We start from the raw sequence: 21,221 nt of genomic DNA, 5'->3' as shown, positions 1-21,221 counted from the left end.
ACGATGCCCGGCCCTTCAAGTGGACCAAGACCGCCGACCAGATCCTCGACCGCATCTGCCGCTACTGCGACAGGATCTCCGAACCAGGTCACTAGCAGGCTTAGAGCAGCAGGCATACGGCGATCAGTCGCGGAAGCGTCCCCGCATCAGCCAGGCAGGCCTTGATCGACACGAGTTAGCCCCTGGCCGCACGGTCCTTGAATACGGTTGCGGCCGCGGCGGCGATGCCGTGCTCCAGTGCCCGGTCGCCGACTCGGTCACGCGAACCCATTCGGCTGTCGGTAGGGTGATCACCTCCAGGATCCCGGCCGATCGGAGGACGGTGCAGTGCCCCAACTCGCTCTCTCTGCCTCCTTCTGGGAGGAGTATGAGCAACTGGAGAAGCCCGTACGGGCCGGCGTGCGGAAGGCTATGGCCAAGTTCCAGAAGCTCACCGCTGCCGAGCTGCACGCGGACAAGGGACTGCATCTGGAGTCCGTGGAGAACGCCAGGGACCCCCGGATGCGGACCATCCGCATCACCGCCTACTGGCGGGGCGTCGTGCTCGCACCTGATGACGGCGGGAGCACCTTTCTGCTGGTGAACGTGGTGCAGCACGACAGGGCCTACGGGTGGGCCGCGAAGCGTCTGTTCAGTGTGAACTCGGCCACCCGGGGGCTGGAGGTGCGCAACGTCGAGGCGATCGAGCAAATCGTTCCGCTCCTGGAGCAGGTGGCAGAGCAGGCCCCGCGCCGGCTGTTCGACGAGCACTCCGATACCGTTCTGCGCCACCTGGGCATCGACGACGCGCTGCTGCCTGCCGTGCGCTCGCTGACGGACAGGGCGCAGCTTGAGGCATTCATCCCGGTCTTTCCTGAGGATCAGTGTGAAGTCCTGCTGTACCTGGCCGAAGAAGCAACTCCGGAGGAGGTCTGGACCCTCATAGTCTCGCAGCGCCGGCCAGCGGACGACGCCCCGCTGGACCCCCGCAACGTCTCGGCGGCCATCGCCAACACCACGAGCCGGATCGTCGTCGTGTCCCGGCCTGACGACCTTGAGCGCATGCTGACGGAGCCGTTCGCCGCGTGGCGTGTCTTCCTGCACCCCAGCCAGCGCCGGATCGCCTACCGCGAGTCCTACAGCGGCCCCGTCCAGGTCACCGGCGGCCCCGGCACGGGCAAGACCGTCGTTGCGCTGCACCGGGTCAAGCACCTGCTCGCCTCCGTGGAGCAGGCCAGCAGTCCGCCTGTTCTGCTCACCACCTACACCACTGCCCTGGCCAGCATCCTGCGTGAGAACCTCGCTGTGCTGCTGGACGACCCTGCCGCGCTTGCCCAGGTGCAGGTAGGAACGGTCAACTCCCTTGCTGTCAAGGTGCTGCGAGAGCATGCGGGGCGTGTGCCGTCAGCGATCGACGACCACGACGAGCGGGCGCGCTGGCGGGGGATCGCCAAGCATCTGGGCCTGCCGTGGACCGGTGAGTTCCTGATGCAGGAATACCGGCACGTCATCCTTGCTCAGGACATCCGAACCGAAGCGGAGTACGTCGCCGCTGACCGGCGCGGCAGGGGCAGCTCGCTGCCCCCGGTCAGGCGGCCTCTTGTGTGGCGGGCGGTATCGGACTTCGTCCAGCAGCTCGACGCGGAGGGGCGCAGCACACATCTGCTCTTGTGTGCCGAGGCAGCCCGCGTCCTGCGGGAACGGAGCCAGGGGCCCGGTCTCTACCGGCACCTTGTCGTGGACGAGGCACAGGACCTCCACCCGGCCCAATGGCGTCTGCTGCGGGCCGCGGTGCCCGAAGGGCCGGACGACGTCTTCCTGACGGGCGATCCCCACCAGCGGATCTACGACTCCCGGGTGTCCTTCGCCGCGCTCGGCATCGCCGTGGTGGGGCGCAGCTTCCGGCTGCGCGTCAACTACCGCAATACGGAGGAGATCCTGTGGTGGTCCGGGGGAGTGCTGTCTGGCCAGACCGTTGAGGACCTTTCGGGGGACGGTACGGACGGCGGACTGGCCGGGTACGTGTCGCTCCTGCACGGAGCCCGCCCCGGCGTCCTCGGCCACCTGTCCGAAGAGGCTGAACTCACCGGGCTCGTCGAATGCGTGCGCCAGTGGCTCGCCATGGACGTATCCGCCGAGGAGATCGCGGTGTGCACCCGCTTCCACCAGCTCGGAGCCAAAGCGCAGAGTCGGCTCCGGGCAGCGGGGGTCGAGGCGCTGCTGCTAAAGGACGCCCCCGGTCCCGATGCCCCGGGCGTGCGGATCGCGACGATGCACGCCATGAAGGGCCTGGAGTTCCGCTGCGTGGCGATCCTGGGGGCGGCCCAGAGCGCCTTGCCGCTACTGACAGCGGTGACCCCGGCAGCCGCCGACCCAGTGCAGCACGCGGCCGACATGCTCGCCGAGCGCTGTTTGCTGTTCGTGGCCTGCACCCGGGCGCGCGAAGGACTGTCCGTGAGCTGGAGCGGCGCCCCGAGCCCGTTCCTGACGGGCCTGAACCGCTCCGCTGGAGCGGACCAGGCCTAGGGGGCGCCGGTCGCGAGGTGCTGCGCCGTACCGTTCACGCTCACCGCGGGGTCTGCCACCACGGCCGGCTCGGGGACCGGGGCGACGGAAGGCGCAGCCGTCTCCCGGGCCTTGCTCACAGCAGGCTGCGGGGGCTCGGCGAAGGGCCGCACTGTATGGGCGAGCAGGCGTGTGAGTTGCTCCTGGAGACCGTCTTGGAGCGGTGTGCCGTCCGGGCCGAAGGAGTCGATCTCGCGTTCTGCCAGCACCTTGCCGGTGGCCGCGTGAGTGGCAGTGAAACGCAGGATCCCGCTTTCGTTGTAGCGAAACCGGACCTCGATCCGGTTGCGTGTCGGGTCGTGTTCCGCCATGGGCAGGGGCACCTCGATGGTGGCCAGCGGGAACGCCCGGTCACTGTCGGCGGCGTGCCCGTACTCGCCTTCGATGACGGAGACGCGCACGGAGGAGGCACCCGGCTTGTCGGGCTGGAAGGTGGACGTACCCTCGGCGGGGAGAGTGGCGTTGCGGCGGATGATCTGACGGAAACCGCGCTGCTTTCCCGCGCTCACGGCGGTGCCCAGGTCGTAGCTGGTGACCAGCGAGAAGTCACCGCCGCCGTCCTGGTCGCCGAGGGTGCCGTCCAGCGAGGCCGCGTAGATGGCTGCGCCGCGGGCCACCGCGGTCATGGGGCGGCACAGCCCTGGGTCGACGATGCGGTCATGACCCATGACCGCCCCGAGGGCGTGGCGGACCTGAGGGATCTGTGAGGTGCCGCCGATCAGAAGGACGGAGTCGATGTCCTCAGGGCTGATGTTCAGGTCCTTCAGGGCCTGTTCCACCGGCTGCATGGCCTGGCCGATCAAAGGTGCGACGGCCTGTGCGTACTCCTCCGCCGTGACGGGGACGGCCCGCGCCGCCCTGCCGGAGCCCGGCCCGGGCTCGAAGAGGATCTGGCCGTCCGGCGGTACGTGGGACAGGGCGATCTTGGTCAGCTCGACGTGCCTCCGCCAGTGTCGGCGCTCCGCCTTGGTCAGCGACTCCGGGGCCTTGCCCATCTTGCGCAGCACGAGCTTGGCGAGTTCGCTGTCGAACTCCAGGCCTCCGAGCGCCGTGATGCCGCGTGACGTCTGCTCTTCGAAGAGACCGTCGGCGTACTCGAGGACGGTGACGTCGATGGTCCCTCCGCCCCAGTCGAACACAAGGAACCGGCCGGGGACCGGAACATCGTGGGCGTACGAGATCGCTGCGGCCGTCGGCTCATTGAGCAGCGCTTTGACCTTGATCCCGCTCAGCGCGGCGGCAGCGCGGGTTCGGTAGCGCGCCCCTCCGGTCGCGTTCGCCGGCACCGTGACCACTGCCTCGGTGAGCTCGAGGAGCTGCTCGGCGGCGCCCTCGCGCATGCGACTGAACAGCGAGGCGGCCGCGGCCGTGCTGTGGAAGGCCTCGCCGCCGATCCACACGTGGTGCTCCTCCAATTGGGGGAGCACCTCCAGTTCGTCAGATCCGTCCGGCCGGTCTGCCCCGGACCTTGTGCCCAGCATGCGCTTTACCGCGTCGAGCGGTTCGTTAGTGGCAGTCTTGGCGGCCCACCCGAAGCAGAGCGTCCGCTGGAGGTCGCGCACCGACACGACGGAGGGGAAGATCTGGTCGAACTCCGGCTGCCGCCATAGCGCCGGGAGGTTGCCGCCGTCGATCGGGACCACCTCGGCGGTGTGACCGTTCCACCGGGCCACGACAGAATTGCTCGTACCGAAATCGATGCCGAAGCTCATCGGTAGCTCCCTCCCATGTGCTTGCTGGCTGACGCGTGCAAGGCCGCCCGCCATGACTTCCGAGGCGGTGCGGCAGGCTCGGGGGAGTCTTCGGGGCCTGTGGGAGGGTCCGCGTGCGGTGCGGGCGCCTCGATGGCACCAGCCGGGCCGGAGCCTCCCTTCGGGTTGGGGCTGGGCCCGGGCTCAGCGTCAAGGTGTACTGCTTCGGTACGCGGATCCGGTGCGGACTCAGGCTGCTGGTCGGGCGGGGTGCCGTCGGCGTACGGGGCCCGCCCGGAGGACGGCTGCACGGACACCTGTGCGGACGGCTGCTCCGGCGACGGGCTCTCCTTCACGGCCCGTTCCTTGTGCTGCCGTCGCTTCTGGCCCGGGGCCGGGGTGCAGGCGGCCGCGAGCGGGGCCGGGGGTTCATAGGCGACGCTGAGCCAGCCCCGTTCCACTGGCTTGCCCGATTCACGGTCGGTATAGGCGGGGGCGACGACGGAGTAGACGGGAGGTTCGTCGGCTCCCTGGCGTAGGGCGTCGGCGTCGACCAGGTTGAACAGGGAGAGGTCTCCCGGTTCCGTCACGCGAACCAGTCCGGCCCGGCTGATCTCGCCGTCGATCCGGACACACAGAGCCCTCAGGCTCTCTGCCTGGTGGGCGGTCCGGTCGATGACCGCGAGCTGGGCCAGGTGCATCTGCCGGGTCCGGATGCTCTCCACGACTGCCCCGCGCACCGCCTCGGTGAACTGCGGGAGAACACGCTTGAGCAGCTCCGCACGCAACGCGTTGGCCGCGTCGGGGCCTTGTGTATCCCCGAGAACGGCCGCCAGGCTGTCAGCCATGTCGGAGAGACGCTGCTCCAGTACCGGACGCAAGGCGTCTGTCACGGCTCCCAGGAGGCTGGCCGCGTCCAGCGTTCCGGGAGCGATCTGCGGTGTCCTGCTGTCCGCGGTCCACTGGGACCTCTGGGATCCGCTGGAACGGATCTGCCCATCGGTGGAGTTGCGCCGCTTCGGTGCGCCGGTGCTCCCGTCTGCGCGGTGGCCGGTGCGCCGCGCCTTCTTGCCGCTGCCTTCCGGATGGACGGAGTGCTCGTTCACAGTGCACTGCTCTCTGGATCGCAAGGGGCTACGGGATGCTCGGCAGCCTGGGGGAGGCGGCTGGTCGCCAGGGTGATTATTTCGCGGGCCGCGGCCGCTCGCGCCCACTCCCGGTCAGATTCCGACGGGGGCTCGGTCGCGCGTTCCACTGGTTCGGCTGGCAGACCGAGCCTGTGGCTCACCGCGGTGGGAGCGGCCCAGCGGTGCGGAGCGAGCGGTATCACGAGCCGCTCGGCGTCTCTGTCTTCGCGCTGGGCGGATTCAATTGCGTCCTTGGCCTGGTTGATCCGGACGCACCCGGACTCATCGAGTTCGCGGCGCAGCGCGCGCCACGAACGCTTCCACTCCGTCGAACCGTCCTCAACACCCAGGATGAGGTAGGGATTCACCAGCCGGTCACGGTCGGAGGGCCGGTGTCTTTCGAGGAAGGAGCGGTTGCCCAGGAGCCGGCTGATGGCCGTGTCACCGAGCTCCTGCTGCCTCGGAGGGTGCGACTCCGCGTCGTGGGCAAGACACCGGGCGGCTTCGGCAGGGTCCGCCCTTGCACTCAGGTAGGCGCGGGCGTTCTGAGCCTCCCAGCGAACGGCCTGGGAAGCGAATGCGAGGTGCCCGGTGAGGTCCCAGGCCGCCTGCCGCTGCGCCTCGGCGAGTTCCTGGTCTCCACGGATCTCCGCCCGGTGCAGGTGGCGAAGGGCGCGGAGCAGCCTCCGGACGGCGAGCCAGCCGTAGAACTCCTTGGACTCACTGCGTGCTTCGGGCGCGAGGCGCTCGAGCAGGGGCCACAGGGCCTGGTCTTCGGCGAGATGACGGGAGACCCGGCCGGTCTCGCGTACGGTCCGCAGCTCGTTGAGCAGCCCGCGGACGGCACGCGGAAGTACCGGCCAGTCCTCGTCGACGGCCTGGGCGTCACCCTGCTGCAGTCTCAGCAGCAGGCACCAGGAGTCCGGCCAGTCAGGTCCGGGCTCACTGCCGGGCCTAGCCTCCCGCCGCTGCCGCTCCAGGCGCCAGTTGAGCAGGCTCAGCTCCGCGTCGCTGAGCGCCTCGGGAACGAGACGGGCACGAAGGTAGGCCGCCCGTGGTGAGCCGTCCGGCTCCGGGGCGGCGGTGATCCACTCTTCGTCGATGAAGTCGTCGAGCACCGGGATCGGCAGCACCGACAGGAGCGGCTTCTGGCGGCCGGCCGGGAGCTGGAATTCCTGCACGCGCCGTTCGTCCTGGTAGACCTGCCAAGACGTATCCGGCTCCCCGGGCAAGGCCAGCGGATCATCCTTCAGCAGGGCCCTGGCCCGCGCTGTGGCTACGGGATCCGCGACGGGCAAACCGTGGTCCGCGGCCTCGACGAGCAGCGTCACCGCCTCGAACGGCTCCAGCCGTGCGGCAGCCTCAAGCACCTCCGACGCCAGCCGGAGCGCCGGCATCTCGCGTAGTTCCGGCGACCCGGGTGCGGGCGCCGGGAGGACCCGGCGGGCGAGCATGAGGGCCCGGTCCCAGGCCTCCTGGCCGGCGAACCCTGTGGGGACCAGCAGGTCCGCGGCTGGCACCTGGACAGGGGCGCCCCCGTCCGTTCCCGCGGCAGGGGACTGGGCAGCACCCTCCGCTGCCCGGGCGGGGGAGGAGCGCATGACGGCCGGACGCTCCCCGCGGGCACGCGCGGCCTGCAGCGCGATGCGGCGCGCGAGCTCGCGCTGCCTCAGGGCCTCCAGGGCCTCAGACGGATCCGGACCGTGGCTGAGGCTGATCCCGGTGCCCATCAGAAGTCCTCCGCGAACCGGCGGACCTGGTCGATCACTGCGGCGGGGGTCCGGTCGAGGCAGTACGCGTCGACGAATGCGATCCTCTCGGCGAGCCCCGCGGACAGCACGTCTCGGCTCAGCTGCTGGAGCCGCTTCGCCTGGACCTCCTCCGCCGCGGCCTCCAGCGGGTGCTTCACGGCGACGGCGACCGGCTCCCCACTGAAATCGGACGTGTGCAGGCAGACCAAGCCGCTGGGCGTTTCGACCGGCCGTACGGCCGCGTCCTCCTTCGCCCACCCGCTTAGGAGCTCCGCGTGCAGGCCTAGGTCGAGCTGCAGTTCCCGTCCGCGCAGCGCGTCCAGGAGGTCACGTGAGAGGCGCCAGTCGAGGAGCGGGTGCAGCCGCATGTTCGAGTAGTCGCGCAGGCAGGCGTAGCAGGAACTGCTGCAGTTCTCGGTGTGCCGCCGGTCCGCCCCGAGCTGGCTCAGATAGGTGTCCACGGCTCCGAGGAACCCGTCGATGTGTGCGGCCGACCCGAGGTGGGTGCTGAAGCCGGCCCCGTTGTCGAGACTGTCGGCCAGGTACGCCATCACGGGCGCCGCGACCGGGGCGTCCGAGCCGTGGATGCCGCTGAGCAGTTCCTCGGGCTGGACGTCGAGGTGGGGTGCGGCGGCGCGGCGGAGCAGCGCCGCCAGCGAGTACCAGGCCGCCCGTCGCCCGTGGTAGGCGTCGGCGAAACCGCTGGGCTGTCCGGACCTGGAGATGTCGAAGCGCAGCCCCCGGTCCTCGTCCACTGCGGCCTTCGCGCCGACGAAGAACATGTCGGTGTGCTGGGTCGCACCGAGGGCGGTCTCCAGGTCCGCGTCCGCCGACTGGCTCTCCAGGTGCCAGTAGCCCTTCCAGGGAGCTTTCCCCTTGCGGAAGCGGAAGAGCTTGCCGCCGTTGGTGTTGACGATGTACCGGTACCCGCTGCCGCTGTGGGCGACGAGCCAGTCGTCGGACGTCCGCACCACACGGGGTGCGGTTCTCTCCAGGTCGGCAGCCGTGCGGGTGCTGGTCGTGCCGCCTCCCCAGTCGCGTGTGCCGTCGTAGTCCCGGGGAGTCCCCGAGGCGGAGAAGCCCGCCGGTTCGCGGAAGGGGACGAGGCGGTAGTTTTTGCCCTCCGCTCCGCAGGCCGGGCAGTCCCCTACCTTGTCCGCGGCTTCGGGAGCCGGATCGACGTGAGCGCAGATGCGGCACATGGCCACGAGCTGCTCCGGACCGAACGGCTCCTCGGCGGCGTACACGCTGCGGGCGCCGGGAGACAGAGCGACCACGCCGTCGGACCGCAGCAGCCGCCCGTCCTGCGGTGTTTCGCTGCCGGGCGCGAACTTGCTGAGGGCCACTGCCAGGTCGCGGTTGACCGAGTCAGCCGGCGGCCAGGGGAAGGTCTTTTTGGGCACGCTCCGGAACAGCAGCCGGGCGCGTGTAGGGAAACCGAACATCGGCAGGAGCCCGGCCTCGGCCAGCCGCTGGCTCAGCTCGGCGTGCCCCACGCTTCTGGCAGCCACGTCTTCGATCTCTTCGAGGAGTTCGGCGATGCAGGCGACCGGGTCGGCGGAGGCTACCGGCTCGGGAGTGTGTGACTGGAGCGCGGCAGCCGCCGCCTGGATCCGGTCCGGGTGGTCCAGGATCCAGCGTCTGACCATCTCCTGATGCGCAGGCCAGTCCGCGGACAGGCCGAACTGGCCGTGCACGTTACTGGTCAGCGGGGGTGCGTCCCGGGTGCTGGACTGCGGGACCGCTTCGAAGGCCTGGCGCAGGACCTCACCCAGGAGCACGCGCCGGAAGACGGACGGCATGCCCAGCGCCAGGTAGGGCGGCGGGGTCGGGTCGTTGGTGATGGCCTCGGGACGGGCGAAGTAGTGCTCGTCGTGGCTGCGCCCGCGGCAGACCGTGAGCGCGATCGCCACCGGGGTCGTACGCCGGCCGGCCCGGCCCACGCGCTGCTGGTAGTTGAAGCGGGTGGGGGGCATGTTCGCCATGAGGACGGTGTTGAGGGGGCCGACGTCCACACCGGCCTCCATGGTCGTGGTCACGGAGAGCAGTTCGAGTCCGTCAGCGGCGGGGACGTCGTCCTCGCCGAGGAAGACATCCTGGAACACGCTCTGGCGGCGCTGGGCCTCCAGCCGGTCGGTCTGTCCGGTGAGTTCGGCCGTGCGCAGGGCGAAGTCGCCCGTGCCGTGGGCCGCCTTCCACGCGTAGTAGTCGTCCTCGAGGGCTCCGGTGAACTCCTGACCGGCTGGCAGCGGAGTGCAGCACTTCGTGCACAGGCCCACGCCGGGGTGCAGGTGCGGGCGCCGGCAGCTGGTGCAGGTCCACACCCTGCCGCCACCCGTGCGGAGGGCCACCTTCTCGGGGTTGACCAGGTACTCCACGACGGCGTCCTTCCAGACGCCGAGCACGCGGTCCTTGACGCTCTCCAGATCCGTGCCCTCGCGTTCAGCCACCTGCTTCCAGAAGCGCTTCAGCGGGGCCGGAGGGTTCTGCAGCGCGGCCCTCACCCGGTGGAAGCGGCGCATCTGGCCGAGGATGCGCAGGCTCGCGCGTGCAACCGCCTCATTGCTCCCGGTCGGTACCTCGACAGGCGACCGGTCGTCCTGGAGACAGAGCCAGCCCAGGCCGAGGGACTCGAAGTCGCGGCCCGCACTGGAGAACAGGCTGGAGAGGAACTCGGTCCGCAGCCGCTCGCGCACCTTCTCCAGCAGCTCCTGATGGGCCTGGGTCACGGCGACGGACTCGCGGTCCCGCTTCCAGTTGTAGAGCGCGGTCCAGTTCTGCCCGGTGGAGGTCTGCTGGAGGGAGGCGGAAGGGCCGCCCGGGTTCGTCCCGTACCGGAGCAGCAGGCCCTCCAGATCTCCGGAGAGGGTGTCGAGGGACGGCAGCGCGGCGAAACGGCTTTCGAGTTCCGGCAGCAGGTCCGGTTCGGCATCGAGGTCGTCGGTGAGGATGGCCTTCAGCTTGCCGAAATCAGCCGGCCCGCGCTCGCGCAGCCGGATCATGGCCCCCCGTGCCTCTTCCTTGTCCACTGTCTCGTGTGCGTAGTAGGACTTCACCAGCTGGAGGTCGGCGTAAGGATCGCCCTGCTCCCGGACCGCCTTGGCGCTGAGCAGGCGCAAAAGGTCCTGGTAGTGCCTCAGGGCCAGGCCGCTGGCGAGCTCCGAGGCGTCGTCGCGGCTGTCGGAGAAGGCGATCGCCTTGCGCTGCCCGGGCGGCAGGTGGCCCAGGACCTCCGTAGCCAGCACCTGGTTGATCTTGTCGAAACCGGTCCGCATACGGCGGACCGGGGCGCTGCGCAGCCTCGCCGACGATTCCAGGGGGATGTGGCGCCCGTCCCGGTCCCGCCTGATTTCCCAGTCGTCACCGCAGGCAGGGCAGCGGGTGGGGAACGGCCGCAGCCGTGCCGGATCGAGGACCGGCTGCCGGGTCTCCTTGTCCTCGGGGACGGAGATGTGGAAGGACCAGCCCGTGTGGTTCACGTCCTTGTTGTTCAGGCGCCCGGTGGCCGACTGGTACTCGCTGCGGCGGAACTCGAAGCTCACGCTGGGCCCGCCGTTGGACAGGGCCGCGGTCCAGCCGGGGTCGTCCAGTCCCAGCCCCTTCGTCCGGGGCCAGTAGACGATGTAGTTCGCCGCCGTGGGCACGCCGCTGACCTCGTCCGGCAACAGGTCGAGCTCGGGGAAGTCGGTGTGCAGCGCGCCGGTGAACTTCCGGCCCCGGGTGTCGTCCGGGCTGGCGTAGCCGCCCAGCATCAGGTCGCCGCAGGTCTGGCAGTACAGGAGTTCCAGCACCCGCGCCCCGCATCCGCAACGGGATGAAGGCTCGGCGAAGAGACGGCCGACCCGGCGCTCGGGGCCAGCGTCCGCCGGTACCTCCGGGCACTGCGGGTCCGAGCAGGCCCAGATCCCGCCGATGTTGCGGAAGAAGAGGTGCGCGCGGAGCTTCGGCAGGTCTGGGTCCTCGGCCGTGCCCAGGACGCGCAGGGCGCCGTGCAGCGCGGCCTCCCCCTGTTCGGGTGTGGCGCTCCCGGGGAACAGCTGCCGGGCCAGCGCGGAGGTGGACAGCGCCCGGGGCACCCCGCCCGGGGACAGGGTGTGCGGGATCGCCGCGCCGAGCCCGGTGGCATCGGCAAGGCCACGGGCCTGATCGCGGGACAGCTCCTGCCCAGCGGCAGCGGCGAGCACGGACGCGTGCGGGCTCAGATCGGTGCTGCCGCGCTTGGGAAGCAGCGCCGTACCCGGGATGATCACGCGACGGGAGCGGGGGAGCGCGAAGAACTCCTCGAGGAAGGCGTCGTCGCGGCCGTCCTCCAGCGATGCGGAAGCGGCCAGGACGCGGAACTTCTCCGGAGCGTGGTCCAGACCGAGCCGGTGACGCAAGTTGCGCAGCAGGTACGCCACCTCGGTCCCGGCGGTGCCGCGGTACATGTGGAGCTCGTCGAGGATCAGCGTGAAGCGGGCCCCGGGCGTGCTCTCCAGCCATCTGCGGGTGGCGTTGAACAGCGCCTTCTCCTGAGGGCGCAGCAGCATGATGTTCAGCATGGAGTAGTTGGTGACCATGATGTCCGGTGCGGCCGCCTGCATGTCCCAGCGGCTGTGCATCTCGGCCCCGCCGAGGCGCGGGATGAAGGCCTGGACCCGCGCGTCGGCGCGTTCCTGGCGCTGGTGCACAATACGCAGGTATTCGCGCAGCCTGGCCAGTCCCGGCTTGGATTCGCTGCTGCCCGCTACCGGTGTGGCCCCCGTGTAGCGGCCGAAGTAGAAACGGTGGCCCTTGCGGTGGTCATCCAGCCACTTGCGGGACCCGTCACCGTCCAGCGCCCGGCGCAGGCGCACGAGCTGGTCGTCCGCCAGGGCGTTGGTCGGGTACAGGACCAGGGCCCGCATCGCGGCGGGATGCCCGTCCTCCCGGGTCCGGCTGTGTTCGTAGCCCCCGTCGCCCTGCCACCACATGCTCGGTTCGGACCGGGTGCCGGTCCACGTCGCCGACTCGGCCACCAGATCAGCGAGGACCGGGAGCAGGAACGCCTCGGTCTTGCCGGATCCGGTGCCGGCGGTAACGACGAAGTCCTTGCCGTCCCGGCAGGCCGCGACCAGGGCATCGTGCTGGTGCCGGTACAGGCTGTCCACCCCGTCGGGCAGGGCGAACTGCGAGAAGGCTGCCGCGTCCGGGTGCGTGCCGGCCGCGGCGAACGACTCCTCGACGCTCATCCCGCTGGACGCGTACTGGGGCCGCAGTTCGATCAGGGGTTCGCGCCAGGTGCCGTTGTCGCGGTCCAGGAGCATTCGCCTCTCCGCCATGACGGAGGCGTCGTCCACACCGAAGGGCGTGTCGTAGTAGCGGAAGAGTGCCCGGCGCAGGTCGTTGAAGGTCCCGATGATGTCATGGGGGCCGACTGCGCCTGCGGCTGCGGAGTCCCGGTCTTCGGCGTTCACTTGGCCCTCCCAGTGGCGGCGGCCGCGGGCTGCGGCAGGACTTCGAGGTTCTGCAGCAGCGAGGCGGCGATCGCCTCGGCCAGGACGCGCGGAACGTTGTCGTAGGCCAGGGTCTCCCCATGGGCTCCGGTCTGCGGCGGAAGCCCGGTGCACAGCACGGCCGCCCTCTGGTGCAGCGGCGGCATCGGGGCGCCCCGGTCGACGAAGAGACATCCGCAGGCGGACCGGCCAGCAGCCGGTTCCGCGCGCCAGCGCACCGCGTTCTCGCGGTGGCGGGCGAGCTCCAGATATACGCCGGTCTCCCGCTCCGTCCTATAGAAGACGCCGTTCCGGCGGGCCCGCACCAAGCGTGCGTTATCGGCACCCCGCCAGCGGTACAGGCCGTCCTCACGCGCTGCGGCGACCGGTTCGAAGCGCCGTTTGCCGATGTCGTACTGCTCCAGGGAGTTCATCCCGGAGCCGCCCGGCGGCGCGGCCTCCGGGCCGACTGCGGTGCGGGGCAGGAGATCCGTGAGCTGCCGCGCCGCACAGGGGACGAAGCGGGCGCCGAGTCGCTGGGCGGTCTCCGGAAGGAGCTCCGGGTCGTCGTACTGGACCAGCAGGGTGTCGGGCAGCGGTACCGCACCGTCGCGCGATTTGTCGGGGACCGTGAGGAGTTCGAGCCAGTCCTCCGCGGCGCGCTGCAGCTGGCCGCTGGCCGCTGCCGAGCGTGCACCCGTGATGAGAGCTAGCCCGTCCGCGTGTGGCAGGCGAGTGAGGACCAGCGGGGCGGCGGACCACTGGTCCACCCGCAGGTCGAGATCGAGGAAGCCCATGGCGGAGGCCGTACGCAGCCAGTCCCAGTGGGCGTATTCTGTCAGCCTGAGCCCGTACGACTGGGCCGTTCCGCGGATGCCCTGACGCAGCTCGGCCGCCCTTCCGCCGCCGCGCTCAGCTGCCCATCGCAGCAGTACGCCGCCGACCCCCGTGGTGTTCAACGTTCCAGCTCCTTCGCCGCCCGTACGTAGGCGGTCCAGAGCGGATCCGCCGATGCCTCCTGCGCGGTCAGTACGGCCGAGGCCCAGATACGGGCCCGGGCGGAAGAGCCGGGCTGCGGCAGCCCAGGGCTGACCGGCTGTGCACGCCACCGCCCGGCACGGCGTTCCAACAGCCAGCCGTCCACATCGAAGAGGTTCACCTCGAAGAAGAGCGGGTCGGCGACGCCTGGCAGCCGCTCGGCCCACCAGGCGGGGGGCTCTGGGCAGCTGATGTTCCACAGCCGGCCGTCGGACGCCGCGAACAGGCGCTGGTCGGAGCCGCGCCGGCATAGCACTGTGCGGTGTAGGGCGGAACCGTCCTGAGCCGTGATGTCCGCGCCCACTACGGCCGGGGCGGCCCCGGCCAGCACGGCCGGGTAGGCCGCGGCCACTCCGTCCGCCGCGACCGCGAAGCCGCACACTTGGGGCGCGGCCGGGGGAATCGGCGCCGACTCGGCCGTGGTGAAGCTGACTTCGGAGAGTTCGGCACTGATCGTGTGCTGGCCCGGCATCAGCCCCAGCCCGGCCAGCGGGACAGGAAGGCCGAGTGCGGAGGGCTCCCGGAACTCAGGGCGCTCCGAGCCGTCCAGCAGCAGATCCCCCTCCGTGGCGTCGGGCATGACCACGGAGGGTTCGGCCCCCGTGAGGAAGAGCTGCGGGTCCAGACCGGGGGCGAGGCGCAGCCCGCCCTCCAACCGCAGCTTGAACTGGGGGCTGGGGTGCAGTGATCCCACCGTGCCCTGGACCTCGTGCAGGGCCTTGCGCAGTGTCAGGGCATCGTCGAAGAGCACCGGGCGGTGCAGGGACCAGCCCTCCGGCATCCACGCGAGCTGGGACCCTTCCTGACGGCGGCCCGCCGACGCAGCACGGTCGAGCAGGCGCTGCACGTCCGAGCGGGCTTCGGGCGCAGCGAGCACCACGTGCTGCTCACCCGGGATGAAGCCGTCCGCGCTGGCCCAGACGCCCAGCACGTCATTGCGTGCGAGCACGAGCACCGAAACGGGCGGGCGGCTGAGTATGAGGTCCTGCCCACGGATCCGTACGCCCTCCTTCAGGCCGCTGGCACCGGGAGCGGTCAATCCGCCGACGGAGTAGTAGGCGGTATCACCGAGGCGGTTGAGCACGACGTCGTCCGGCAGGACCATACGGGCGGCATCGGCGCTGGAACTCCGCGCCACCCAGCTGAGCCGTCCGGCGTCGAGCTGTACCAGGAGTTCGGCACGGGGCAGCCCGGTTGGAACGAGTTCCGCCGATCCGTCCCACGTCGCGGCGTAGTTGCCGAGCAGCCGTGCGATGAGCGGACGGAACTCCTCTTCTTCGGCCGCCCGGCGGAAACCGGAGGAGAACCGCTGCTCCCAGTGACGGATCTCCAGGGCGCCCAGCAGGGCGTCACCGGGCAGCGGCCAGATATCCCCGTTGTAGTTGCGCAACGCGGTGAAGATGTCAGGCAGCTGGCTACGGTCCCTGCCACTGAGCAGCGCCTGGGACAGCGCGAAGCCGATCCTGCCGCGGTTGGGCGGAAGGTCGCGCGGAGAGGGGATCGTGCACAGGCCCCGGGCACCGCCCTGGCTGTGCTGCCAGGAAGCGAGGACCTGCCACATCCGGGAAACCGGCTCGTAGTTAGAGCTGCGCAGCAGACCGGTGTCACCGGTCAGCAACTCGGAGAAGCGGGCGTGGTACGCGCTGGCCCGGTGGTGCTGGTCGTGCACCATTCTCGTGGCGGCCAGGACGGAACAGGCCAGAAGAGGCAGGAAGGCGGGAACGCCGTCGCGGTCCTGGCGGCGCACACGCCACCGGTGGTTCTCGATCTCGGCGTAGGGGTCGGGTCCTGCCGCCCGTATGGCCAGGCCGACCGACTCGGCCAGCGGCACTTCGATACCGCCGCGGCGCATGAGCTCCTGTTCCACATCGCCGTCGATATAGAGCAGGGTCGGGTGACCCGCGTGCTGCGGTCCGAAGAACTCGTCCGCGAGCACCCGCTGCCACGCCTGGTAGGAGAGATCCACTCTGTTCCCATGGAGAGGTTGTCACTGCCTGAAGAGGACGTCACGGCATCACGCGAAAGGCGGGGGGCGGGCGGGGAATCCAGCGGCGCCCTGGCACAGGGATCCGTCGGCGTGTTCGCGGTGGTGTACCGACCAGTGCGCACGCCTGCTTGGCTTTGTCGTGAGCCGTCGCCCGACCAACCGAAAAGACACGCTCGTGGCGCCGTCCGTTCAAGAGGTACTCATGCTTGCCATGAAGCAGTATGACCATACACGCCCCCGTATGGTGCCAGAGTCCTTAGAGGTGGCAGTCGCCTTCGTGGGGCGACGGCTTGACGAACCACTTCGATTCTCTCCCTCGGCTCCGTTCCGTCTGCCAGGCTCGGACACGTGACGTACGTAGTGACCGTAGACATCTGCATCTCGGAGGGAACTCCGGAGATGGACCCGCTGCAGCGTGCCGGGGCCGTCGCGCTGATCGAGAGCGGCTTCGCCTCGGTCGACGGCATCGACGGGCCGGACGGCATGGAGGTCGAACTCCTCGACACGATCGTGGGCGTGTATCCGGGCGGGGCACTGCTCAAGGTGTTCGTCGACGCAGAGGCGCTGGAATTCGCGGAGGACGCCGTCCGGGACGTCGTGAGCGAAGTGCTTCGGCGCTCCGAGCTGCTCGCGGATTGGACGGTCGAGCGGTGCGAAGTCGAACTGCACCCTGAGCTCACCCAGGAGAGCCTCGCCGCCGCCGACGGCCCGGACGGCCCGCCGGACGACCCCGCGGCCCGCAAAGCCCGTCATGCTGAGCCGCCCGCAGCAGCCGAAGGAGGCGAGTGCGACGCGCAAGCGAAGGCCGAGGAAGTGCGCGCCCGGATGCTCGTGCTGGCGGACGAGCTGCGTTCCTTTCCACCAGTGATGTTCGGTGTGCGGGACGACCCCGGGGAGGAGGACGGCGACGACTACGGCTTCGCAGTCGCGCCCGAGGACGCCATGCTGGCCGCCGGCGCACTGATCTACGCCACCGACGTCTTGATCGACGAGCTGTTCGAGGACGTGCACACGCTGGAGCAGGAGGGAAGCAACGTAGGGGATTGCGACGGCCCTCTGTGGCACCTGGAGGACCTGCCCGAGAGGTACGTCCTCCAGTACGACACCCGATTCGCCCGCCGCTTCCTGGTGACCGTGATCGCCATGACCACCCGCTTCACCAACGGCAGTTTCGACCGGTTGAGTTGCGTCGCAGAGGAACTTGCCCTGAGGCTGCTCTTGAGCCAGACGACCGTCACGCTGGAGTTGTTCGGGTTGCTCGACGACGGAGTCTCGAACGCTCTAGAAGCCTTCGCCGACAACGTCTACGAGGACATGGACCACGAGTGGCTGTACGACGGTTCGATGGACGGGATCGACGAGGGCGCGGTGGGATCGGCCCTCGGCACTGCACCCATGGCGTTCGGCGCCTGGTTCACACCGTTCAACCCCGGTAGGCCCGTGCACCCATCGGCCGCAGACGAACCGGACACGGCCGCAGTGTGATCCGCCCCGTTCCCTGATGCGACGGAAGCACGGCGGACGCGGAGGTGCTGTTCGGACCGATCGAAGTGGCCCCACCAGGTCACGTCACTTCGCCGTGCCCTGGCCCCCCAGACGTAGGGCCCGCACTGCTCGGCACGGTGCCCGAGTACGTATCCGAGGGCCTCGTCCTCTCTCAGGGCCGCACCTGACGTCCCGCACCTATGGAGCTTGCCGGTGCCCGGCAGTGCTCCAGCCCCGCTGTCACCTCAGCCCGGTCGGGGCCGTCCTCGGTCACCAGTAGTTCCCCGGCCGCCACCATGGCCGCCCAGAAGTCGGGGGGCGAGCCCCGCCCGTCCCGGAACCGCGTTTTCGCGAAGTACACGAAGAGGTTCGTGAGTTCCCCGCTACGGAACCACGCGAGGAGGCTGCCGGGGAAGCCGCCGCGGGCGCCGGCTGCAGTCCCCAAAAGGTCGCGGATCCGCTCCTGGTGAGCGTCCAGCACCCCGTCCACGACGAACACGTCCACGAAGGCCATAACCGAGGCGACGAGGTCGTCCTCGCCCACCGCGAACTCCTCGAAGAGGGGTCGAGCCTCGCGGATTCGGGCTTCGGCGTCAGTCCGGGGGACTCCGAGGGCCAGACACATGACCAAGGCGGAGGCCCCCCAGCCGCAGCTGCGCGCGGCCAGTGCGACGAAGACCTCTTCGGCGTTCCGTCCGACGGCCAGCATCGCGCGGGCCTCCAGGATCAGTTCGTCCTCGTCTTCCTCATGACTCATGGCCAGAGGCTACAGAGGCGCTCGAATGCGGCGAGGGCGGTCCGGGGCGCGGGCGAATGTCCGCAATCGACCGCGCTGGGTTCAGCGGCAGAGGTCCATGATGGTGTCGTCGAAGTCGGGGAACTCTTGGGTCGCCAGCTTGATCGCGGCTGCCGCCGACCGGTGCTGGTGCGGTGCGAATCCTTGGGCGATGGCTGCCAGCTCCGGATTGGGGTGGGCCTGCCAGTCGGGCTCGTAGGAGGTGGCGGCTTCCCAGGGGCCGAAGCCGTCGGCCAGTAGCCACAGGAAGTCGCCCAGGTCGCGTGCTACGACGCCGGTCTCGCCCTCCGAGCCGAGGAAGACGATGGGCTGGTCGGCCAGAGGGCGGTTCGGGCGGATGAGCCAGATCGCCGCGTACCCGCCCGTGCCGTCCTGCCCGAACACCCGGAAGTCGTTGCCGTCCAGTTCGCTGTTCCCCGTCCACGCCTGAAACCAGTCGGTGGTCTCGGCAGCGGACAGGAAGGCCGGGAAGGGTTCGAAGTCGACCCCGGTCTTCCCATCGGCGTAGTCGAATCGAACGGTCATCGCGGTGGCGAGCGCGGCGGGGAACTGTCGGTCATCGGTGGGCTTCACGGAGACAGGCTAGACAGGGGGTCGGACATCGACGCCCCACGGGCAGGGTCGTTGGAGGACTGCCGGCTTGTAGTCGTCGGGGGAGACAGGACAGGCCTGGTCGCAACAACGGGTGGCACAGCATCTGCTGTGCCACCCGTTGTCGTTACCCTCCGCAATCGCGTGCCGTCGAAGGTGGTCGGCGGTGCGGGAGAGCTGGCCCCAAGGTCCGGGGAGCGCCCGACATGGGTGGGCTGCGGATTCTCCCCAGATTCTCCCCGGGGGTCCTGCGGGCCAATTCTTTGCGTTCGCAAGAGCTAAGTTGATCAACGGCGCTGGTGTGCGGTCTACAGCCAGTCGCGCTTCTTGAAGATGACGTACAGGCTCACGCAGACCACTGCCATCAGCAGGATCGCGAAGGGGTAGCCGCCTGCCCATTTCAGTTCCGGCATGTCCTCGAAGTTCATGCCATAGATGGTTCCCACGAGTGTGGGTGCAAAGAGGATGGCGGCCCAGGAGGAGATCTTCTTGATCTCCTCGTTCTGTTCGAAGCCGGCTTCGGCCAGGGCTCGCATTTCGGCGTTCTGTTGTTGGGAGACCAGGGTGGCGTTGACCGTCAGGATTTCGGTCAGGGCCTGGCGGAAGCCGTCCACGCGTTCGCTGGTGTGGGTCACGTGGTCGGCCACGTCGCGGAGGTAGCGCTGGAGCTCCTCTTCCGTGCCGTACTTCGCGAAGCCCGCCATCAGGGCGTGGAGCATGCCGACCAGGGGGCGGGTGGCGCGTTGGAACTCGACCATCTCGCGGGAGAGTTCGTAGATGCGGCGCGAGACCTCCGGGTCGCCGCGGAAGACCTCCGTCTCGATCTCGTCCATGTCGTTCTGGACGCCCGCGACGACGGGGGCGTAGCCGTCGACCACCGCGTCGAGGATCGCGTACAGCGCCGCCTCGGGGCCGAGGTCGAGGAGTTCCGGGGTCTCCTCCATGCGGCGGCGGACCGCGGAGAGGTCGGGGGCGGCGCCGTGGCGGACCGTGATCAGGAAGTCCGGGCCGAGGAAGACGTGCAGCTCGCCGAATTCGACCTCCTCCGAAGCGTCGAGGTAGCGCGCCGCGCGCAGGACGACGAAGAGGGTGTCGCCGTAGCGCTCCAGCTTGGGGCGCTGGTGGGCCTCCAGGGCGTCCTCGACCGCGAGCTCGTGGAGGTTGAACTCGGCGGCCAGTGAGTGGAGCTCCGGTTCGGTCGGGCGGTGCAGGCCGATCCAGGCCATGCCGTCGGGCTCCTCACGCAGCCGGCGGAACGTCTCCGCGAGGGTCGCGGGGGAGGCGATGCGCCGGCCGTCGCGGTAGACGGCGGAGTCGATCACGCTGCGGTGGTCCGGGGGAGCGGCCGAGGCCGGTGCGGGCCGCGGGTCGGCCGGCCGGGAGGCGGGGGGCGCGGCGGGCGGGGGCGCGGGGCGGCGCCAGCCGGTCCGCTTCCCGGAGGGCGCGGGGCGGCGGTGTCGGTGGTCCGGGCGCTCCGGCATCGCAGGTCAGCTCCCCCAGTCGGACATCTTTACGGTCGGCAACGGGAAGGATATCGGAAGGGGTAGGAGGGTTCGGGAGGGTATGGGCAAGTCTGTGGCTGCTTCTGCCCCGCCCATTGCGGACTGAATCCGTCCGCGAGTGCGGGTAGCTTGCCTGCATGGGCTCCGTACTCGACACCCGTTCACTGAACCGTGCCACGCTCGCGCGCCAACTGCTCCTGAGCCGCGCCGCGCTCAGCGCCGAGGAAGCCGTCGCGCACCTGCTCGGGCTCCAGGCGCAGAACGTGAAACCGCCGTACTTCCAGCTGCACGCCCGGCTCGAAGGGTTCCGCCCCGACGCGCTCGCGCAGCTGATGGAGTCCCGCAAGGTGGTCCGGATGGTCACCATGCGGTCCACCATCCACACCCATACCGCTCACGACGCGCTGACCCTGCGCCCACTGGTCCAGCCCGCCCGCGACCGGGAGGTGGGCGCCTTCCGCAAGGGCCTCGCCGGAGTGGACCTGGAGCGGCTCGGCGAGCTCGCCCGTACCTTCGTCGAGGCCGAACCCCGCACGATGGGCGAGATCCGCGAGGAGCTGCTCGCCTACTGGCCGGGCGCCGACCCGCAGTCCCTGTCCGTCGCCGCGCGCTGCCGGCTGCCGCTCGTCCAGGTCACGCCGCGCGGGGTCTGGGGGCGCAGCGGGCAGGTACGGCTCACCACCCTGGAGCAGTGGCTCGGACGGCCGCCGGGCGAAGGGCCGCCGCCGCACGCCGTCGACGACGCCGTCCTGCGTTACCTCGGCGCCTTCGGACCCGCCTCCGTCAAGGACATGCAGACCTGGGCCGGACTCACCCGGCTGCGCGAGGTCTTCGAGCGGCTGCGACCCCGGCTGGCGGCCTTCCGCGACGAGAACGGCGTCGAGCTGTTCGACCTGCCCGACGCGCCCCGCCCCGACGCCGGCACCCCGGCCCCGCCCCGCTTCCTCCCGGAGTTCGACAACCTGCTGCTCTCCCACGCCGACCGCACCCGCGTGGTCCCGGCCGAGCTCAAGGGGCGCACCTGGACGGGGAACCAGGCCCACCGCACCCTCCTCGTGGACGGCTTCGTCGCCGGGCTGTGGCGGTGGGAGGACAAGGGGGAGGAGGCGTCGATCGCCGTCGAGCTGTTCGGGAGGGTCTCGAAGGGGCAGAAGGAGGAGATCGTCGCCGAAGGGGAGCGCATGATCACCGAGATGGGCGAGACCGGGGGGACCGGCCGGCGTCCCTCCGTGCGCTTCGGGTCAATCCACGGCTGA

At 70.1% G+C, this 21,221-nt stretch carries 12 protein-coding genes; 3 read left to right on the top strand and 9 right to left on the bottom strand.

Going from position 1 to position 21,221, the window contains the following annotated elements:
- Positions 1 to 327 precede the first annotated feature (327 nt).
- On the top strand, positions 328 to 2,505 hold the full coding sequence (locus AB0M92_RS27300) for a DEAD/DEAH box helicase (RefSeq protein ID WP_366104942.1): 2,178 nt from the start codon (positions 328 to 330) through the stop codon (positions 2,503 to 2,505).
- On the opposite strand, the gene AB0M92_RS27295 is transcribed toward AB0M92_RS27300, so the two are convergent.
- Genes AB0M92_RS27295 through AB0M92_RS27270 form a run of 6 tightly spaced genes read right to left on the bottom strand, consistent with a single transcriptional unit; the run spans position 2,502 to position 15,570 of the window.
- The gene (locus AB0M92_RS27295; protein WP_366104941.1) at positions 2,502 to 4,256 is read right to left on the bottom strand and encodes an Hsp70 family protein; all 1,755 of its coding nucleotides are present in this window, start codon (positions 4,254 to 4,256) and stop codon (positions 2,502 to 2,504) included. The two genes, AB0M92_RS27300 and AB0M92_RS27295, sit on opposite strands and share 4 nt — an antisense overlap.
- Entirely contained in the window at positions 4,253 to 5,341 is a 1,089-nt protein-coding gene (locus AB0M92_RS27290) for a hypothetical protein (RefSeq protein WP_366104940.1), read from the bottom strand. Before AB0M92_RS27290 ends, AB0M92_RS27295 begins: the two co-directional genes overlap by 4 nt.
- The gene (locus AB0M92_RS27285) at positions 5,338 to 7,092 is read right to left on the bottom strand and encodes a hypothetical protein (protein ID WP_366104939.1); all 1,755 of its coding nucleotides are present in this window, start codon (positions 7,090 to 7,092) and stop codon (positions 5,338 to 5,340) included. Before AB0M92_RS27285 ends, AB0M92_RS27290 begins: the two co-directional genes overlap by 4 nt.
- Complete coding sequence (locus tag AB0M92_RS27280) at positions 7,092 to 12,548, bottom strand: DEAD/DEAH box helicase (RefSeq protein WP_366104938.1); 5,457 nt, start codon at positions 12,546 to 12,548, stop codon at positions 7,092 to 7,094. Before AB0M92_RS27280 ends, AB0M92_RS27285 begins: the two co-directional genes overlap by 1 nt.
- Entirely contained in the window at positions 12,545 to 13,525 is a 981-nt protein-coding gene (locus tag AB0M92_RS27275) for a hypothetical protein (RefSeq protein WP_366104937.1), read from the bottom strand. Before AB0M92_RS27275 ends, AB0M92_RS27280 begins: the two co-directional genes overlap by 4 nt.
- Positions 13,522 to 15,570: a hypothetical protein gene (locus AB0M92_RS27270; protein ID WP_366104936.1), complete on the bottom strand. Its 2,049-nt coding sequence runs from the start codon at positions 15,568 to 15,570 to the stop codon at positions 13,522 to 13,524. The genes AB0M92_RS27275 and AB0M92_RS27270 overlap by 4 nt, the downstream gene beginning before the upstream one ends.
- Positions 15,571 to 15,939: 369 nt before the next feature.
- On the opposite strand from AB0M92_RS27270, the gene AB0M92_RS27265 reads away from it, so the two are divergent.
- On the top strand, positions 15,940 to 17,076 hold the full coding sequence (locus AB0M92_RS27265; RefSeq protein ID WP_366104935.1) for a hypothetical protein: 1,137 nt from the start codon (positions 15,940 to 15,942) through the stop codon (positions 17,074 to 17,076).
- A 172-nt stretch (positions 17,077 to 17,248) separates the two neighbouring features.
- On the opposite strand, the gene AB0M92_RS27260 is transcribed toward AB0M92_RS27265, so the two are convergent.
- From AB0M92_RS27260 to AB0M92_RS27250, 3 genes are all read right to left on the bottom strand, one after another.
- Positions 17,249 to 17,833: a hypothetical protein gene (locus tag AB0M92_RS27260; RefSeq protein ID WP_366104934.1), complete on the bottom strand. Its 585-nt coding sequence runs from the start codon at positions 17,831 to 17,833 to the stop codon at positions 17,249 to 17,251.
- 81 nt (positions 17,834 to 17,914) lie between these two features.
- Positions 17,915 to 18,445 carry an SMI1/KNR4 family protein gene (locus tag AB0M92_RS27255; protein WP_366104933.1) on the bottom strand — a complete coding sequence of 177 codons (531 nt, stop codon included), beginning with the start codon at positions 18,443 to 18,445 and terminating at the stop codon, positions 17,915 to 17,917.
- A 326-nt stretch (positions 18,446 to 18,771) separates the two neighbouring features.
- Positions 18,772 to 19,944 carry a magnesium and cobalt transport protein CorA gene (locus AB0M92_RS27250; RefSeq protein WP_366104932.1) on the bottom strand — a complete coding sequence of 391 codons (1,173 nt, stop codon included), beginning with the start codon at positions 19,942 to 19,944 and terminating at the stop codon, positions 18,772 to 18,774.
- Between the two features lie 158 nt (positions 19,945 to 20,102).
- On the opposite strand from AB0M92_RS27250, the gene AB0M92_RS27245 reads away from it, so the two are divergent.
- Positions 20,103 to 21,221, top strand: coding sequence for a winged helix DNA-binding domain-containing protein (locus AB0M92_RS27245; RefSeq protein ID WP_366104931.1), 1,119 nt, complete (start codon positions 20,103 to 20,105; stop codon positions 21,219 to 21,221).

Origin of the sequence: Streptomyces sp. NPDC051582 (assembly GCF_040681715.1) — a bacterium.
Lineage (GTDB): Bacteria > Actinomycetota > Actinomycetes > Streptomycetales > Streptomycetaceae > Streptomyces.
Note: the sequence above shows the minus strand (reverse complement) of the source record. Positions and strands in the feature narration are given on the sequence as shown.

Coding starts and splice junctions, on each gene's coding strand:
- AB0M92_RS27295 (WP_366104941.1), bottom strand. CDS start 4,256: ATGAGCTTCGGCATCGATTTCGGTACGAGCAATTCTGTCGTGGCCCGG.
- AB0M92_RS27285 (WP_366104939.1), bottom strand. CDS start 7,092: ATGGGCACCGGGATCAGCCTCAGCCACGGTCCGGATCCGTCTGAGGCC.
- AB0M92_RS27260 (WP_366104934.1), bottom strand. CDS start 17,833: ATGAGTCATGAGGAAGACGAGGACGAACTGATCCTGGAGGCCCGCGCG.
- AB0M92_RS27250 (WP_366104932.1), bottom strand. CDS start 19,944: ATGCCGGAGCGCCCGGACCACCGACACCGCCGCCCCGCGCCCTCCGGG.
- AB0M92_RS27245 (WP_366104931.1), top strand. CDS start 20,103: ATGGGCTCCGTACTCGACACCCGTTCACTGAACCGTGCCACGCTCGCG.